Annotated in this window: 15 protein-coding genes; 5 read left to right on the top strand and 10 right to left on the bottom strand. The window is 58.3% G+C overall.

Annotation, left to right across the window (positions count from 1 at the left end; all coding sequences use genetic code 11):
- Nucleotide 1 precedes the first annotated feature (1 nt).
- From pqqC to PO881_RS09005, 5 genes are all read right to left on the bottom strand, one after another.
- Nucleotides 2–757, bottom strand: a complete 756-nt coding sequence (gene pqqC / locus PO881_RS09025) for a pyrroloquinoline-quinone synthase PqqC (protein ID WP_101764483.1) — start codon at nucleotides 755–757, stop codon at nucleotides 2–4.
- Nucleotides 754–1,680 (bottom strand): pyrroloquinoline quinone biosynthesis protein PqqB, encoded by a 927-nt coding sequence (gene pqqB / locus PO881_RS09020; protein ID WP_280172786.1) that lies wholly within the window; start codon nucleotides 1,678–1,680, stop codon nucleotides 754–756. The genes pqqC and pqqB overlap by 4 nt, the downstream gene beginning before the upstream one ends.
- Before the next feature lie 55 nt (nucleotides 1,681–1,735).
- Entirely contained in the window at nucleotides 1,736–1,807 is a 72-nt protein-coding gene (gene pqqA, locus PO881_RS09015; protein ID WP_002905689.1) for a pyrroloquinoline quinone precursor peptide PqqA, read from the bottom strand.
- A 148-nt stretch (nucleotides 1,808–1,955) separates the two neighbouring features.
- Nucleotides 1,956–2,981: a dipeptidase gene (locus tag PO881_RS09010; RefSeq protein ID WP_280172785.1), complete on the bottom strand. Its 1,026-nt coding sequence runs from the start codon at nucleotides 2,979–2,981 to the stop codon at nucleotides 1,956–1,958.
- Between the two features lie 78 nt (nucleotides 2,982–3,059).
- Nucleotides 3,060–3,992 (bottom strand): ABC transporter substrate-binding protein, encoded by a 933-nt coding sequence (locus PO881_RS09005; protein ID WP_280172784.1) that lies wholly within the window; start codon nucleotides 3,990–3,992, stop codon nucleotides 3,060–3,062.
- 322 nt (nucleotides 3,993–4,314) lie between these two features.
- Between PO881_RS09005 and leuA the strand changes: the two genes are divergently transcribed.
- A complete protein-coding gene (gene leuA, locus PO881_RS09000; RefSeq protein WP_280172783.1) occupies nucleotides 4,315–6,000 on the top strand; it encodes a 2-isopropylmalate synthase in 1,686 nt (561 codons plus the stop codon).
- Here the strand turns inward: leuA and PO881_RS08995 are convergent.
- Nucleotides 5,951–6,733, bottom strand: a complete 783-nt coding sequence (locus PO881_RS08995) for a helix-turn-helix transcriptional regulator (RefSeq protein WP_101764486.1) — start codon at nucleotides 6,731–6,733, stop codon at nucleotides 5,951–5,953. The two genes, leuA and PO881_RS08995, sit on opposite strands and share 50 nt — an antisense overlap.
- 1 nt (nucleotide 6,734) lies before the next feature.
- Nucleotides 6,735–7,598 (bottom strand): NAD(P)-dependent oxidoreductase, encoded by an 864-nt coding sequence (locus PO881_RS08990; RefSeq protein ID WP_280172886.1) that lies wholly within the window; start codon nucleotides 7,596–7,598, stop codon nucleotides 6,735–6,737.
- Nucleotides 7,599–7,816: 218 nt separating this feature from the next.
- Between PO881_RS08990 and pqqU the strand changes: the two genes are divergently transcribed.
- The 3 genes from pqqU to PO881_RS08975 all read left to right on the top strand — a co-directional run bounded on the left by pqqU (nucleotide 7,817) and on the right by PO881_RS08975 (nucleotide 10,738).
- Nucleotides 7,817–9,928: a TonB-dependent receptor PqqU gene (gene pqqU, locus PO881_RS08985; protein ID WP_280172782.1), complete on the top strand. Its 2,112-nt coding sequence runs from the start codon at nucleotides 7,817–7,819 to the stop codon at nucleotides 9,926–9,928.
- A gap of 133 nt (nucleotides 9,929–10,061) precedes the next feature.
- Nucleotides 10,062–10,313, top strand: a complete 252-nt coding sequence (locus tag PO881_RS08980; RefSeq protein WP_101764487.1) for a type II toxin-antitoxin system prevent-host-death family antitoxin — start codon at nucleotides 10,062–10,064, stop codon at nucleotides 10,311–10,313.
- Nucleotides 10,313–10,738 (top strand): type II toxin-antitoxin system VapC family toxin, encoded by a 426-nt coding sequence (locus PO881_RS08975; protein ID WP_280172781.1) that lies wholly within the window; start codon nucleotides 10,313–10,315, stop codon nucleotides 10,736–10,738. Before PO881_RS08980 ends, PO881_RS08975 begins: the two co-directional genes overlap by 1 nt.
- Nucleotides 10,739–10,799: 61 nt before the next feature.
- On the opposite strand, the gene PO881_RS08970 is transcribed toward PO881_RS08975, so the two are convergent.
- The 3 genes from PO881_RS08970 to PO881_RS08960 form a co-directional block, all read right to left on the bottom strand.
- Nucleotides 10,800–11,354 carry an isochorismatase family protein gene (locus PO881_RS08970; protein ID WP_280172780.1) on the bottom strand — a complete coding sequence of 185 codons (555 nt, stop codon included), beginning with the start codon at nucleotides 11,352–11,354 and terminating at the stop codon, nucleotides 10,800–10,802.
- Between the two features lie 17 nt (nucleotides 11,355–11,371).
- Nucleotides 11,372–11,797 (bottom strand): MarR family transcriptional regulator, encoded by a 426-nt coding sequence (locus tag PO881_RS08965; protein WP_192233724.1) that lies wholly within the window; start codon nucleotides 11,795–11,797, stop codon nucleotides 11,372–11,374.
- A 120-nt stretch (nucleotides 11,798–11,917) separates the two neighbouring features.
- On the bottom strand, nucleotides 11,918–12,463 hold the full coding sequence (locus tag PO881_RS08960) for a helix-turn-helix domain-containing protein (RefSeq protein WP_280172779.1): 546 nt from the start codon (nucleotides 12,461–12,463) through the stop codon (nucleotides 11,918–11,920).
- A gap of 96 nt (nucleotides 12,464–12,559) precedes the next feature.
- Between PO881_RS08960 and PO881_RS08955 the strand changes: the two genes are divergently transcribed.
- Complete coding sequence (locus PO881_RS08955) at nucleotides 12,560–13,738, top strand: benzoate/H(+) symporter BenE family transporter (protein WP_280172778.1); 1,179 nt, start codon at nucleotides 12,560–12,562, stop codon at nucleotides 13,736–13,738.
- The last annotated feature ends 60 nt before the right edge of the window (nucleotides 13,739–13,798 follow it).

Below are 13,798 nucleotides of genomic sequence, written 5' to 3'. Positions count from 1 at the left end.
GTTATACCAGTCTTGTGCTGTGCCAGGACACCTGATCGGTGACCGTATGATAAGGCGGACGTTGCAGCGCATACGCCATGGTCATGGCATCGAGCATGGTCCAGAGAATATCGAGTTTAAACTGCAGGATCTCCAGCATGCGGTTCTGCTGTTCGGCGCGGGTAAACACCTCAAGCGCCAGCGCCAGCCCATGCTCCACATCGCGGTTCGCCTGGCTCAAACGGCTGCGGAAGTAGAAATAGCCTTCCTCTTTGATCCACGGATAGTGCTGCGGCCAGCTGTCGAGACGCGACTGATGAATCTGCGGCGCAAACAGCTCGGTGAGCGAGCTACAGGCCGCTTCCTGCCAGTTAGCACGGCGCGCGAAGTTCACGTAGGCGTCCACCGCAAAACGCACGCCCGGCAGCACCAGCTTCTCTGACAGCAACACGTCACGTTCCAGCCCCACCGCCTCACCCAACTGCAGCCAGGCTTCAATCCCGCCCTCGTGACCGTTGCTGCCGTCGTGATCGAGGATGCGCTGCACCCATTTACGCCGCGTCGCCGCGTCCGGGCAATTCGCCATGATCGCCGCATCTTTTAGGGGAATATTGGTTTGATAGTAGAAGCGGTTCGCCACCCAGCCCTGAATCTGCTCGCGCGTCGCCTCGCCATTGTGCATGGCAATGTGATACGGGTGATGAATGTGGTAGAACGCGCCTTTATCGCGCAGCGCCTGCTCAAACGCGGCGGGCGATAATGCTTCAGTGATGATCACGATGCAAACTCCTGCAGATGAATCGCCATGCCATCCCAACTCACTTCAATGCCCTGCTGCGTCAAATAGGCGCGCTGCGGCGATTGCTCATTAAGGATCGGATTGGTGTTGTTAATGTGAATCAAAATCTTGCGTTTGGCCGGCAGCGCAGCCAGCAACGCCATCAAACCTTGTTCTTCGGCCAGCGCTAAGTGGCCCATCGCTTTGCCGGTATTTTTGCCAACGCCGGTGGCGAGCAGCTCGTCGTCCTGCCACACCGTGCCATCAATCAACAGGCAATCGGCTTTTTGCAGCCACGGCATGATCACCGCATCCGGCTCGCCGAGTCCCGGCGCGTAGAGCAGCGTTTGGCCGTTGGCGGTGTTTTCAATGAACAGCGCCACGTTGTGGCCCGGCAGCGGGCGATCGCGATACGGCGAATACGGCGGCGCGTTGCTGAGAATCGGAATCGCGGTGAACTGCAAACGGTGGCAGACATCGACGCGGAACGGCTCCAGCGGCGTTAATGCATGATGCTGCAAGCCGCCATTCCAGTGCTGCAACATGGTGAAAATCGGGAAACCGCTGGTGAGATCGCCATGTACTTCCGGCGTGCACCACACCTGATGCGGACAGCCTTCGCGCAGGCTCAGCAAGCCGGTGGTGTGATCGATTTGGCTGTCGGTGAGAATGATGCTACCAATCGCCGTGCCGCGCAGCACACCCTTTTTGATCAGTTCTGGCGTGTGGACGATTTGCTGGCTGATGTCCGGCGAAGCGTTGCACAGCACCCAATCTTCACCATTGTCGCTGACAATGATCGAAGATTGGGTGCGCGCCTGCGCCTGAATGCTGCCGTTGCGCAGGCCGCTGCAATTGGCGCAGTTACAGTTCCACTGCGGGAAGCCGCCGCCCGCCGCTGAACCGAGGACTTTAATAAACATGAACGTTGACCAAAGAGAGAAAACAAAATGCCCGCACGAACGGCGGGCAGAAGTCTTAGCGGTTGGAGATGTACAGAGTCACTTCCAGGCCCAGACGCAGGTCAATAAACGCAGGTTTTTTCCACATAATGGTCTTCCTCATAAAACAAAAACGCAGAGAAATCTCTGCTGAAGAGGATTACGGCTGTGACTTAGATCACATCGCAATCCGTACGCGCGCAGATGTTGCGCCAATGTAGCGAGCAGATCAACCCTGATTCGGTAAGGGAATGGTGCTAATCCTGCCAAATTTGTTGCAACACGCGCTGCCAGTTGCCCCATGCGAGCTGCTCAAGTGCTGTTTGATCGTAGTCGAACGAACGCAACAACGCATAAAGATGCGGTAATCCGCTCACGTCTTTCAGCGCCTCAGGCACGCTGATGCCATCAAAATCGGAGCCCAGCGCCACATGATCGCGGCCCATTATCGCGATCAGGTGCTCAACATGTTTAACAATTTCGATCAATGCGGTGTCGCTGTCGCGTTTTCCGTCGCTGCGCAGAAAAGCGTTGCCAAAATTCACGCCCACCACGCCGCCGCTGTCGCGGATGGCGCGCAGCTGATCGTCGGTCAGATTGCGTGGCTGCGCGCAGAGCGCGTGCGCATTGGAGTGCGTCGCCACCAGTGGCGCGGTTGACAGGCGCGCGGTGTCCCAAAAGGCTTTCTCGTTCATGTGCGACATATCGATCAGCATGCGATGGCGATTGGCAGCGGCGATCAGCTGCTCACCTTGTTCGGTCAAACCTGGCCCGCTGTCCGGTGAGTTGGGGAATGATCCGCTGACACCTTCGCCAAAGCGATTGGGCAGATTCCAGAACGGCCCGATGCTGCGCACGCCCGCCAGGTAAAACGCATCAAGCGCTTCACCCTCGCCATCAAACCCGTCCGCGCCCTCAATATGCGCCACCAGCGCCAGCACGCCGTCAGCGCGACAGGCGGCAATATCGGCGGTGTTAAGACATAACCGCGCCCGCCCGTCAGATTGCGCCGCCAGCGTTTTCAGGATGTCGAGTTGCTGCCAGAGAATCGTCAGTGGATCGAGATTTTCCTCCGCTCGCTGCGGCGCGACCTCTTTGACATAGCGCGCTGGCGGCACGAACATCGCGAACAGCCCACCGGCAAAACCGCCCTGCTGCATGCGCGGAAAATCCAGATGGCCCTTTTCGATGCCGTGAAAAAAGGCCTGCGCCGGATCCTCGCGATGATGCAGCCACAGATTGAGAAGCAGGTCGTTATGACCGTCGAAGGTTTTTAGCAACATGAGGGGTTCTTTGACGAAACAACATGGCGCCATGCTACGCGCGCGCTGCTGTTTCGCCAAATGCGGGCGCACAAAGGGTTAGTTCTGCGCAACCTTTAAGCCGTGATAGAAGGTCGGTTTCACGTCAAGAGGCTTCTGGATCAAACCGTATTTCTGGTAGAAATCGGCGGTCTCCTGCTGCTGAGCGATGGTGGCATCATCAATGCCCTGCCAGTGCGATTTGCGGCGTGAGAAGGATTTCGCCGCGGCCTCTTTCGGGAAGCCGATGATTTTTGCCAGCGTGGTCGAGTACTCATCGACATGGCTGTTGGCCCAGCGATCGGCGGCGGCTAAGCGATTGACGTAATCCTGCAGCGCCGCGCGTTTGGCTTCATCGTTCAGCGCGGCGTCGGTGGCAGCGAGGAAGCTGTTGCCGCTGGACAGGCCGACGCCGTTAACCAACACACGTCCGGTATGGGTCACTTCCGCCAGCGCAGTATAGGGATCCCACGTTGACCAGGCATCCACCGAACCGTTTGCCAGCGCGATGCGCGCATCCGCCGGCGTTAAGAAGCGCCAGTTGACCTCTTTATCGCTGACGCCCGCTTGCTCCAGCGCTTTGAGCGCCTCAAAGTGACCAATCGATCCACGTCCGGTGGCGATGTTTTTGCCCTTTAGTTCAGCAACGGTTTTGATGGGCGAATCCGGGCTGACCAGCACCGCCAATCCTGCGGGTACCGATTTGCTCACCGCCACCGCTTTCACCTGCGAACCGGCCGCCAGCGAGAACAACAGCGGCGCATCGCCGATAATACCGGCATCCACCGCACCGGCATTCAGCGCCTCCGCCAGCGGTGCCGCCGCCGGGAACTCGGCCCATTCGATTTTATAATTGAGGTTGTTCAACTGCTGCGCCGCTTCCATTTCGGCGTGCATATTTCCCTTTTGATCGGCAATGCGCAGCGTCACGGTTTCTGCCGTCGCCGCACCGCTGGCTGCCACGATCAATAGTGCCAAAGCTGCTCTTTTCATTGTGTTTTATCCCATCGCGCAAAACTCCAGCCTAACCCGCGCGTGCCAAATGACCGATGCCGATTTCGCATGAGATATGCCGCGTGGCGCATAAAGACTATGCATGCAATCACCGCAATTATCGTAGCGGCGCAATTTATTGCGCAATGTCGGGAGGAGCGCGGTGTCGCCTGAAAAATACGCGATTAATCGCGCCGCTACAGAGTGTGCGCGCAAGAGTCTGAACCCGGTTGTCAGTTATGCGCGAATGATTGTCAGCAATGCGCGAGCCGCGCCACGCGATGCTGGGCGAGACTGAACGCCATATCACAAGGAGATCGTTATGCTCACGCAACCCGCTGCAAAATACCGTCCGTTTCCGGTCATCGACTTACCGGATCGTCAGTGGCCCTCGCGCCAGCTGACGCAGGCACCGCGCTGGCTCTCTACCGACTTACGCGATGGCAATCAGGCGCTGGCGACGCCGATGGACAGCGCGCGCAAGCTGGAGTTCTGGCAACTGCTGCTGCGCTGTGGCTTTAAAGAGATTGAGGTGGCGTTCCCGGCGGCATCGCAGACCGATTTTGATTTTGTACGGTTGCTGATTGAGCAGAAGCACATTCCAGACGATGTGGCGATTCAGGTGTTGACCCAGGCGCGCAGCGATCTGATTGATCGCACCTTCGACGCGCTGCGTGGCGCGCCGAACGCCATTATTCATCTCTACAACGCCACCGCGCCGCTGTTCCGCGAGCGCGTGTTCCGCCAGAGCAAAGCCGAGATTATCGAACTGGCCTGCGCCGGTGCGCGTCAAATTCGCGCCCGTTGCGAAGCGCAAAAGGATACCGCGTGGACCTTCGAGTATTCGCCAGAAACCTTCTGCTTTACCGAACCGGAGTTTGCGCTGGAGATTTGCGAAGCGGTGGCGGCGATTTGGCAACCGGGCCCGGCGCGTCCGATGATCATCAACCTGCCCGCGACCGTCGAAGTGAACACGCCGAACGTCTATGCCGATCAGATTGAGGTTTTCTGTCGCTACTTCAGCCAGCGATCGCAGGTGTCGATCAGCGTGCATCCGCATAACGATCGCGGTACCGGCATCGCCTGCGCCGAGCTGGCGCTGCTGGCGGGTGCCGATCGCGTGGAAGGCTGTTTGTTTGGCAACGGCGAGCGCACCGGCAACGTCGATATCGTTACGCTGGCGCTCAATCTCTACACTCAGGGCATCGCGCCGCAGCTCGATTTCAGCGATATCCAGCAGGTGCTGGAAGTGGTGACGCGCTGCAACCAGCTGCCAGTGCATCCGCGTCATCCGTATGCCGGTGAACTGGTGTTTACCGCCTTCTCCGGTTCGCATCAGGATGCAATACGCAAAGGCTTTGCCGCCCGCGCTGAGCGTGAAGAAGCAATCTGGCAGATGCCGTATCTGCCGCTCGATCCGCTGGATATCGGCTGCAGCTACGAAGCGGTGATCCGCGTTAACAGTCAATCGGGTAAAGGCGGCGCCGCCTGGCTATTGGAGCAGAATCACGGTCTGCAACTGCCGCGCGGCTTGCAGCAGGATTTCAGCCGTCTGGTGCAGCAGCAAACTGACCAGCACGGTCAGGAGATGACCCATCACGCGCTGTGGCAGCTGTTTTGCCAGCATTACGGCTTAACCCAGCCCGCGCGTTGTTTGCTGGAAGCGGAAAGTCACAGCGACGATAAAGGCGAAACGCGCCTCAAGGCGCGGCTGCAACAGGGCGCGCAGCAGTTGATGCTGGAAGGTAAAGGCAACGGCTTGCTCTCAGCCGCCGTTGCCGCGCTGCGTCAGCGCTATGACGTAATCATCACCATTGAGGATTATCACGAACACACGCTGGGCAAACGCAGCGACAGTCGTTCGGTGACCTACATCAGCTGCATTAATGCACGCGGTGAACGCGCATGGGGCGTGGGCATTGATAACGATGTGGCACGCGCTTCACTGCAGGCGCTGCTCAACGCAGCGCACGCTTTTCTGCCGCAGGAAAGTAGTTCGCTGGCGTGACGCCGAGCACGCGGCGAAACATCGCGCTGAAGGCGCTCGGGCTGTCATAACCGAGATCGAGCGCCACCGTCAGCACGCTATCGCCCTGCGCTAAGCGGGTTAACGCCACGCTCAGTCGCGCGCGGCGCACCCAGTCGCTGAATTGTAACCCGGTTTCGCGACTAAAATGGCGCGCCAGCGTGCGTTCGGCCACGCAGAGTTGCGTAGCCGCGCGGGCCAGCGTCCAGTTTTCCCCGGGCGCTTGCTGGATCTGCTGGCACAAACTCAGCAGCCGCTCGCTTTCCGGCAGCGGCAGACCAAACGGCAGCACGTCCATCACGCGGATCTCATCGAGGATCAGCTCGTAAATCCGCTCGGCGCGGCTGCCGGGAACGTACTGCTCCGGCAGCGCCAGCGCGCTAACAATCAACTCACGCAGCAGCGGCGAAATCTGCACCACCTGACAACTGGCGGGCAGATCGGCGCGCGCCAGCGGATCCACAAACAGCGTGCGCGCGGCCACCGCGCCAACTATGTGCAGTGCGTGACGCGTCCCCGCCGGCAGCCAGACGCCGCGACTCGGCGGCACAATCCAGCTGCCGTGCTGCGTTTCCACTTTCACCACGCCGCTCAGCGTGTGGATCAGCTGGGCGCAAGCGTGGTGATGCCACGGCTCCGCGTCGCCATGCGCATAATCGTGCGCATAGGGCACCAGCGGACGATAGGCGAAGTCGAAGTTGAGCCGCGCACTCATGTTAGCGTTTCAGATATTGATAAACCGCCGCCAGATCCTGCTCGCCGTAACCGGCATCTACCGCTTGCTGCCAGACATCCACAATGTTTTCCAGCGCCGGCAGTTTGCTATCGCCCGCCGCATCCAGCGCCAGTTTGGCGTCTTTCAGCGCCCACACCAGATGCATCTGCGGCGTGAAATCGCCGCTGGCAATCATGCCAAGTTTCATTTTGGCGTACGGTGCCGCCAGCGGGCCGCCATCCAGCACTTTCCACAGATCGTCGGTGCTGAAACCAAACTCTTCCGCCAGACGCGTACTTTCCGCCAGGCTCTGCATCAGACCAATCAGCCAGCTATTCACCACCAGCTTCATGCGCGAACTGGCACCCGCCTCGCCCAGCCATTGCGTGCCTTTACCGATCGCGGCGAACACCTGCTCGGCGGCCTGCGCATTGCTCTGATCGCCGCTGGCCATCACCAGGATTTGCGCATTCTCTGCTGGCGCTTTAGTGCCGGAAACCGGTGCATCGATAAACACCACGTCCGGACGCGTGCTTTTGAATTCCGCGATCAGTTGATCGGTGGCGGCCACGCCGATGGTGCCCATCTGGCAAATTGTCGCGCCCTGCTTGAGCGCGGTGCTGGCGTCGTTCAGTGCCTGACGCGTGGTATCGCCGTCGGCCAGCATGGCGATCACCACATCCGCGTCTTCAACCGCTTGCGCGGCGCTGTCGGCCAGCGTGATGCCTGCATCCAGCAGATCTTCGCCTTTGGCACGCGTGCGGTTCCAGCCGCGCACCGTGAAGCCTTTTTTCAACAGGTTAGCGGCAAACGCATGCCCCATCGCGCCCAATCCCAATACCGCGACCACAGGTTGTTGACTCATCATTCCCTCTCTTTTGTGCCTTAAGACAAAACCGCCAGACTGACAGAATTTCCCTGTCGCAGCCAGCCAGAGATGCCATAAAAAAACATTTTCAACACCGCAATGATGAATAATCCGTCATACTATTTACGCTTTTCAAACAAATGATAAAACGATTAACATACGCGCCATTAATGTTCCATTCGGTACATTCCACGCCCTTTTTACGGTCTTTCATAATGAAAATAGCTTTACTGCGACAGGCTTCGCTGATGATGCTGCCTGCGATGTTACCGGTCTCGGCGCTGGCGGCAAACGCGGCCAGCAACACCATGGTGGTGAGCGCGGCGCCGTCCGCATCCGGACTGTCTGAACTGGATACGCCAGCGGCAGTTAGTGTGGTGTCCGGCGACGATATGCGCCATGCCGCACCGCGCGTCAATTTGTCAGAGAACCTCAGCAGCGTGCCCGGTTTGCAAATTCAAAACCGCCAGAACTATGCGCAGGACCTGCAGATTTCGGTGCGCGGTTTTGGTTCGCGTTCCACCTTTGGCCTGCGCGGCATTCGTATGTACGTCGACGGGATCCCCGCCACCATGCCTGACGGCCAGGGACAAACTTCCAACATCGATATCGGCTCCATCGATCACATCGACGTGCTGCGCGGCCCCTTCTCGGCGCTGTACGGCAACTCATCGGGCGGCGTGATTAACGTTGAAACCGAAACCGGACAGCAACCCACCACGCTGGAAGCCAGCAGCTGGTACGGCAGTTACGGCAGCTGGCGCAACAGCGTTAAAGCCAGCGGCGCAACCGGCGACGGTACGCAAGCCGGCGACGTCAACTACACGGTTTCCGCCTCGCGCTTTACCACGCACGGCTTCCGCGATCACAGCTCGGCGCAGAAAAACCTCGGCAACGCCAAACTCGGCGTGCGCATCGATGATGTCAGCACCCTGACGCTGCTGTTCAACAGCGTGCACGTTGAAGCGCAGGACCCGGGCGGCTTAACCGCCGAACAATGGAAAGACAATCCGCGCCAGGTCGCCAGCAACGTGACCTTGTATGACGCTCGTAAAACTGTCGATCAAACGCAAGCGGGCCTGCACTATCAACGCCAGATGAGTGAAAACGACGACCTGAGCGTGATGATGTACGCGGGTGAACGTGAAACCACGCAGTATCAATCCATTCCTAAAGCCACCCAGCTGCGCGCAGGTTATCCCGGCGGCGTGATTGCTTTGTCGCGTCATTATCAGGGCATTGATACCCGCTGGACGCACCGCGACGCGCTGTTCACCATTCCAGTGACATTCACCGGCGGGCTCGACTACGAAACCATGACCGAGAAACGCAAAGGTTATCAGAACTATAGCGGCGAGGAATTGGGTGTACAGGGCGAGATGCGTCGTAATGAACGCAATCTGATGTGGAACCTCGATCCTTATCTGCAAACCGCGTGGCAGCTGACCGATAAACTGTCGCTGGATGCCGGCGTGCGTTTTAGTACGGTGAATTTCGACTCAAATGACTATTACGTTACTTCTACCGATTTGGATGATAGTGGCAATCGCCGCTACCATCGCTGGTTGCCTGCCGCTGCGTTGAATTACGCGATTGATAACAGTTGGAACGCCTACGTTTCTGCAGGTCGCGGCTTCGAAACACCGACACTGAATGAGTTGTCGTATCGCGCTGAAGGCCAGGCTGGTCTCAATTTAGGCCTGCAACCTGCAACTAGCGAGACGGTTGAGTTGGGCAGCAAAAAACGTATCGGCAATGGCCTGCTAACTGCTGCGGTATTTCAGACCGACACTAAAAACGAAATTGTCTCAAACGGCAATTCTTATGGACGTTCAACTTACAAAAACGCCGGTGAAACCCGCCGTCGTGGATTGGAGCTGGGCCTCGACCAGCAATTCGGCGAGAGCTGGCGCTTCAAAGCCGCATGGACCTTGCTGGATGCCCGCTACCGCTCTAACGCCTGCGGCACCGAAAGCTGCGACGGCAACCGCATTCCCGGCATTGCGCGTAACATGGCTTACGCCGGACTAGCTTACGCGCCCGACCAAGGCTGGTATGCCGGAACCGATATGCGCTACCTGAGCGATATCGCGGCGGATGATGAGAATGACGTAAAAGCGCCGTCTTATACCGTGGTCGGCGTGAACAGCGGTTATAAGTGGCTGGTGCAGAACTGGACGTTGGATCTATTTGGCCGCGTCGATAACCTGTTTGACCGCAACTACATCGGTTCAGTTATCGTGAATGAAAGCAACGGTCGCTATTACGAACCGGCGCCGGGTCGCAATTACAGCGTGGGCCTGACGGTGAGTTATGCGTTTCAGTAAATAAACGCGTTGGATAGATGATATTGAAGCCCTGCAAGCCGCTTGCGGGGCTTTTTATTGGTTGAATATTGTCCAGCACGGCATATTGCTTTATAGTTATGTAGCAACATCTCTACATATCATGGAGGTCGTGATGACAGTGACGAGAATCAGCAGTCGAGCTTTTAATCAGGAGGTATCCCGGGCCAAGAAAGCCGCCGAGGAAGGCCCGGTTTATATTACTGACCGTGGCAATCCTGCACATGTTTTACTGACATTTGAAGCGTATAAAAAACTCACGGGTTCAAACCGAAGCATCGTAGATTCACTCGCCATGCCGGACGGCGTAGATATCGATTTTGAGCCAGAACGTGCGACCATAATCAACAGGGATGTGGAGTTCTAATGCGCTATTTGCTAGATACCAATGTTATTTCAGAATTACGTAAGGCAGGGACGCCTAAAGCCAATCCTCAGGTGATTGCCTGGGCTAAAAGCATTGATGCTGAAGAGATGTTTATTTCAGCATTAACGCTGATGGAAATTGAAAAAGGTATCCTTAAGTTCGCCCGTAAAGACCCTCAGCAAGCTCATCATTTACAGCGCTGGTATCAAGAGCAGGTTCTGACAGAATTTGCCTGGCGCACACTCTCTATTGATAGCGGCGTGGCCCGCCTTTGCGCTCAGCTGCATATTCCTGATGAACGCCCACATACCGATGCGCTGATCGCGGCGACAGCGATTCATCACGAGCTGATTCTGGTCACGCGTAACGTACGGGATTTTGATACCACTGGCGTGATGTTGCTGAATCCATGGCAGGAACGGTAGGCTCGCCATTCATGGCGTCCTGCAAGCCAGGTGCGCATGAATGCGCACCCTACGATGATCCTTACTTCAACAACGCCAGCACATCTTCGGTAGTGCCGGTTTCGCCCAGGCGCGGGAAAATGCGCTCGACGCTGTTTTTATGCGTTTCGGCATTCAGGCAGGTCATGGCGTCGGTTGCCAAGGTGACGTTGTAACCCAGCTCATACGCCTGACGCGCCGTGGATTCCACGCCGATGCTGGTGGCGATGCCGCAAATCACCACTTGTGTGATGCCGCGCTGCTGCAGCTGCTCGTGCAGATCCGTGTTGTGGAATGCGCCCCAGGTTTTTTTGGTAACGATGATGTCGCCGCGCTGCTGCGCCAGGTCCGGCACCAACGTCGCCCAATCGGCTGGCAAATCGCCAGCGTGTTTCGGCTGCTCATTACGGCCAGGCGCGCCGCCCGCAACGTTGACCAGCACCACCGGGCGCTTTTGCCCACGGAATGCATCGGCCAGACGCGCTGAGCGCTCAATCACTTCATGCGCCTCTAACGGTGCGACCGGCAGCGCAACAATGCCGTTTTGCAGGTCAATCACAATCAGCGCGGTGTTGTCGTCAAGGGTAGTTAAAGCCATGTTGAGTCCTCTCAGGATTATTGGTCGGCAAGTCGTTGCAGTAAGGGAAGCGCGGCCAGCAGCGTGTGCTGTTCCTGCGGGCTCAGTTGCGTTGCGATGCTGTTGAGCAGCCAGTCATCACGTTGTGCGCGGTTGGCAGCAATCAGTTTCAGGCAGGCATCGGTGGGTTGATAGCGGGTTTTGCGGCCATCCAGCGGATCGGCTGCGCCCTGCACCATACCCAGCGTCTGCAGGCTCGCCACGGTGGCGCCCATCGACTGAGTGCGCACCCCTTCCAGCGTAGCCAATTCTGTTACCGTCATCGCGCCATCGCGCACCAGATAGCCGAGTACCGACACCTGCGGCCAGGTGAGATCGCCCGGCGGCGCCGATTCACGCAGGCGACGCGCCAGTTTGCCATTGATGCTGCGCAGTAACGCCGCCGCGCTGTTGAGGTCGCTCATGGCACCTTCTCCTTACTGATGAGCCGCGAGTATATAAATACGAAGGCAAACTGGATAGTTTACCTTCGTATCAATTTGTAATTGTGCTGGATTGTTAGGTAGTCGCCATGCATGGCGATCCTAGGCGCGCTGCAGATAATGAATCAAACTGTGGAAACGCAGCGGCGTGCTGAGAGGATTGCGGTAGCTGTGCGGCGTGTCGGCGGCGAACTGGCTGGCCTGGCCCGAAAGCAAGCGACGCCATGTGCCTTCCACGCCCAGCAACAATTCGCCTTCCAGCACCACAACCTGCTCAATCACCCCGCTTTCATGCGCTGATGAATCACTCTGCGCGCCACCCGCCAGTGTCACTTCCAGCAGATCAAAACGCAGTCTGGCATCGTACGGCAGCAGCGGCTTAACCTGCATCTGCGCGTTGGGCTCGCTGAAGGTCGCCACGCTGCCCGGCGGTTGATCGCTGCCCTGCACAAAGAAGGAAAACGGCACGTTAAAGCCAGTGGCAATTTTCCACAGCGTCGCCACCGTGGGGCTCGATTCGCCGCGCTCGATCTGGCCGAGCATCGCTTTGCTCACGCCGGTGCGATCCGCTGCCAGCGTCAGGCTCCAGCCGTTGGCCTGACGCAGCTGTTTCAGCGCCAGACTCAAATGTTGATGCAAATTTTCCATGTGTTCTCCCGAAAAGCTCGCGCGCAGTGTAGCACTTGTGCGCTATAACGCTCCATGCCACAATGTGCGTTATAACGCACAATCGGATGTGACCTGATGACCACCGCCACCACACGCAGTGCCTTCTCTTTCCCGATGCTGATTTCGGGTTTTATCGCCGTGCTGGTGGGCTACAGCAGCACGGCAGCGCTGATCTTCCAGGCGGCGCAGGCGGCGGGCGCTTCGCCGGCGCAGATTGGCGGCTGGCTGTCGATGCTCGGCGTAGGTATGGGGTTGGCCTCGCTCGGCTTATCGCTATGGACACGCCTGCCGATCCTCGCGGCCTGGTCGACGCCTGGCGCGGCGCTGCTCGCCACCAGCGTGCAGGGTTTGACGCTGAATGAAGTGGTGGGCGTGTTTGTCGCCACCAACCTGTTAATTGTGTTGTGCGGCGTCACCGGTCTGTTCGCCCGCCTGATGAATCACATTCCGCAATCGCTGGCGGCCGCGATGTTGGCCGGGATTCTGCTGAAATTTGGCATCGGCACCTTTAGCGGTTTGCAGAGCAATTTCGCGCTGTGCGGCAGCATGTGTCTGGTGTGGTTGTTGAGCCGCCGCTGGCTGCCGCGCTACGCCATCATTCTGGCGTTGATCGCGGGCGTGCTGGTGGCGCTCGGCCAGCAATCGATCCACTTTCCGCCGCATGCGCTGGCGATCAGTCGGCCGGAATTCATCATGCCGCAGTTTACTCTGGCGGCGCTGATTGGCGTGGGTTTGCCCTATTTTCTCGTCACCATGGCGTCGCAAAATGCGCCCGGCATCGCCACCTTGCAGGCGCACGGCTATCAGCCGCCGGTATCTGCGCTCACCGGCTGGACCGGATTTATCGCTTTAGTGCTGTCGCCATTTGGCGGGTTTTCGGTGTGTATCGCTGCGATTACCGCTGCTATCTGTATGGGCGACGATGTCGATCCGAATCCGGCGCGCCGCTGGATGGCATCGGCATTGGCGGGCGTGTTCTATCTGCTGACCGGATTTACCGGCGGATTGATCGCCATCATGCTGAGCGCCTTGCCGCCGGTGTTGATTGCCACGCTGGCGGGTCTCGCGCTGCTGGCTACGCTGTCCGGCAGTTTGCAGCGCGCCTTAGCCGAACCGGATCAGCGCGACAGCGCCATCGTGGCGTTTCTGATCACCGCCAGCGGTGTTTCGCTGCTCGGCATCGGCTCCGCCTTTTGGGGTTTGCTCGGCGGCATGCTGACCTATGTGATCCTTTCCCCGCGCAGCCGCGCTTAAAATTTCAGCAATCTTCTCCGCACGCGGGAAAAACGCCCTGTTTTTCCCCCTTTATCAGCC

The organism is Pantoea sp. SS70, from assembly GCF_029866845.1.
In the GTDB taxonomy this organism is placed as follows: Bacteria; Pseudomonadota; Gammaproteobacteria; order Enterobacterales; family Enterobacteriaceae; genus Pantoea; species Pantoea leporis.
This window is presented reverse-complemented; position numbering and strand designations above follow the sequence as displayed.

What these genes read in the sequence shown, in the direction of transcription:
- pqqB (WP_280172786.1), bottom strand. Translation starts at nt 1,680, where the DNA reads ATGTTTATTAAAGTCCTCGGTTCAGCGGCGGGCGGCGGCTTCCCGCAG.
- PO881_RS09010 (WP_280172785.1), bottom strand. Translation starts at nt 2,981, where the DNA reads ATGTTGCTAAAAACCTTCGACGGTCATAACGACCTGCTTCTCAATCTG.
- PO881_RS09005 (WP_280172784.1), bottom strand. Translation starts at nt 3,992, where the DNA reads ATGAAAAGAGCAGCTTTGGCACTATTGATCGTGGCAGCCAGCGGTGCG.
- leuA (WP_280172783.1), top strand. Translation starts at nt 4,315, where the DNA reads ATGCTCACGCAACCCGCTGCAAAATACCGTCCGTTTCCGGTCATCGAC.
- PO881_RS08995 (WP_101764486.1), bottom strand. Translation starts at nt 6,733, where the DNA reads ATGAGTGCGCGGCTCAACTTCGACTTCGCCTATCGTCCGCTGGTGCCC.
- PO881_RS08990 (WP_280172886.1), bottom strand. Translation starts at nt 7,598, where the DNA reads ATGAGTCAACAACCTGTGGTCGCGGTATTGGGATTGGGCGCGATGGGG.
- pqqU (WP_280172782.1), top strand. Translation starts at nt 7,817, where the DNA reads ATGAAAATAGCTTTACTGCGACAGGCTTCGCTGATGATGCTGCCTGCG.
- PO881_RS08980 (WP_101764487.1), top strand. Translation starts at nt 10,062, where the DNA reads ATGACAGTGACGAGAATCAGCAGTCGAGCTTTTAATCAGGAGGTATCC.
- PO881_RS08975 (WP_280172781.1), top strand. Translation starts at nt 10,313, where the DNA reads ATGCGCTATTTGCTAGATACCAATGTTATTTCAGAATTACGTAAGGCA.
- PO881_RS08970 (WP_280172780.1), bottom strand. Translation starts at nt 11,354, where the DNA reads ATGGCTTTAACTACCCTTGACGACAACACCGCGCTGATTGTGATTGAC.
- PO881_RS08965 (WP_192233724.1), bottom strand. Translation starts at nt 11,797, where the DNA reads ATGAGCGACCTCAACAGCGCGGCGGCGTTACTGCGCAGCATCAATGGC.
- PO881_RS08960 (WP_280172779.1), bottom strand. Translation starts at nt 12,463, where the DNA reads ATGGAAAATTTGCATCAACATTTGAGTCTGGCGCTGAAACAGCTGCGT.
- PO881_RS08955 (WP_280172778.1), top strand. Translation starts at nt 12,560, where the DNA reads ATGACCACCGCCACCACACGCAGTGCCTTCTCTTTCCCGATGCTGATT.